This is a genomic window from Gordonia sp. NPDC003950, assembly GCF_053605205.1.
The window spans coordinates 1-1,355 of the sequence record NZ_JBSGIT010000068.1 but is presented as its reverse complement, the minus strand read 5'-3'; the positions used below and the strand labels follow the sequence as shown (position 1 = coordinate 1,355).

Below are 1,355 nucleotides of genomic sequence, written 5' to 3'. Positions count from 1 at the left end.
TGATCCATCCCGGCATTTCCGGAGAGCTCAGGTTGTGAGTGCCTCCTCCGGATTGAGGGTGCGCATGTGAGCGTAGTGGAGTTGCTCAGCGTGGTCGGGAGTGAGGTCGTCGCAGTAGCTGTGAGGCCGCTCCCGGTTGTAGAACGCCACCCATTCAGCGGTGCCCAGTGACAGTTCGGTCGCACCGTGAAATCGCGGCTGGTTGTCGACGAGTTCGTTCTTGTAGTCGGAGTTCACCGACTCGGCCAGGGCGTTGTCGTAACTATCCCCGACACTGCCAATAGAAGCCGCGATTCCCTCCTCGGCCAGTCGCTGCCCGAACACAATCGCCGTGTACTGTGATCCCGCATCGGAATGATGCACGAGCTTGGTCAAATCGACTACACCACAACGCTTTCGATTGTCGATCGCGTTGTTGATGGCGTCAGTCACAAGGTTCACCGTCATTTCCGAGGCCACTTTCCATCCGACGATCTTGCGGGCGAAGACATCGATGACGAACGCTGTATACGCCCACCCGGAGGCGGTACGACAGTACGTAAAATCTGCCACCCACAAACGATTCGGCGCCGAAGCATAGAACTGTCGATCGACCAGGTCTGCCGGCCGCTCAGCGCTCGGCTCTGGGATGGTCGTACGCACCCGTTTCTTCTTGCTCGCGCCACGCCATCCCATCTCGCGCATCACTCGTTCAACGGTACAGCGAGCGACATCAATACCATTGCTGCGCAACACTATCCATGTCTTCCGCGAACCCAACACACGCATCAACGGACGTTCCCGACGAAGGGTGAATATCGCATCAATGACGTGCGCATCAGCGAGCATACGGGCACTCGGCCCGCGGTTGATATGTTCGTAGTACGTGGATGGGGCGATGCGGATACCATGCTCACCGAGCACGGCACACATCGAATCGACGCCCCAGATAAGACCATCCGCACCCACCCGGTGACCCTGGTGAGTGCGGATGAACTCCACAATCAGCGGTGTGGCCGGTCGATCTCGGCCGCGAAGAAAGCCGACGCCGCCTTCAGGATTCCGTTCGCTCGCTTAAGTTCCGCCACTTCCTGCTTGAGCCGCCGAATCTCCTCGTTCTCGGCTTCCGCAACGCCGCCCGCCGCAGTCGCCGGCGTCTTACGAACCCAACAGCGGACCGTCTCCGCCGAGCCCACACCCAACAACTCCGCGGTCTTCCCCATCGCCGCCCACTCCGTGGAACCCTGGGCCACCAACTGCCTGACCATGTCCACCGCGTCGCGCTTCAGCTCAGCCGAGTACCGCTTCGATCCTGCCGCTGCCATAGGTTTCATTCTCCCTTGAGACGAACCCTCCGGAAACACCGGGACGGATCA

1 protein-coding gene is annotated in these 1,355 nt (G+C 60.1%); it reads right to left on the bottom strand.

Annotation, left to right across the window (positions count from 1 at the left end; genetic code table 11):
• Positions 1 to 27: 27 nt before the first annotated feature.
• Positions 28 to 1,304, bottom strand: a protein-coding gene (locus ACWETB_RS23865; RefSeq protein WP_452214074.1) for an IS3 family transposase whose coding sequence is annotated in 2 segments (ribosomal slippage) — positions 28 to 1,022 and positions 1,022 to 1,304 — 1,278 coding nt in all. Because the reading frame shifts where the segments join, the coding sequence is not laid out codon by codon here.
• Positions 1,305 to 1,355: the final 51 nt, after the last annotated feature.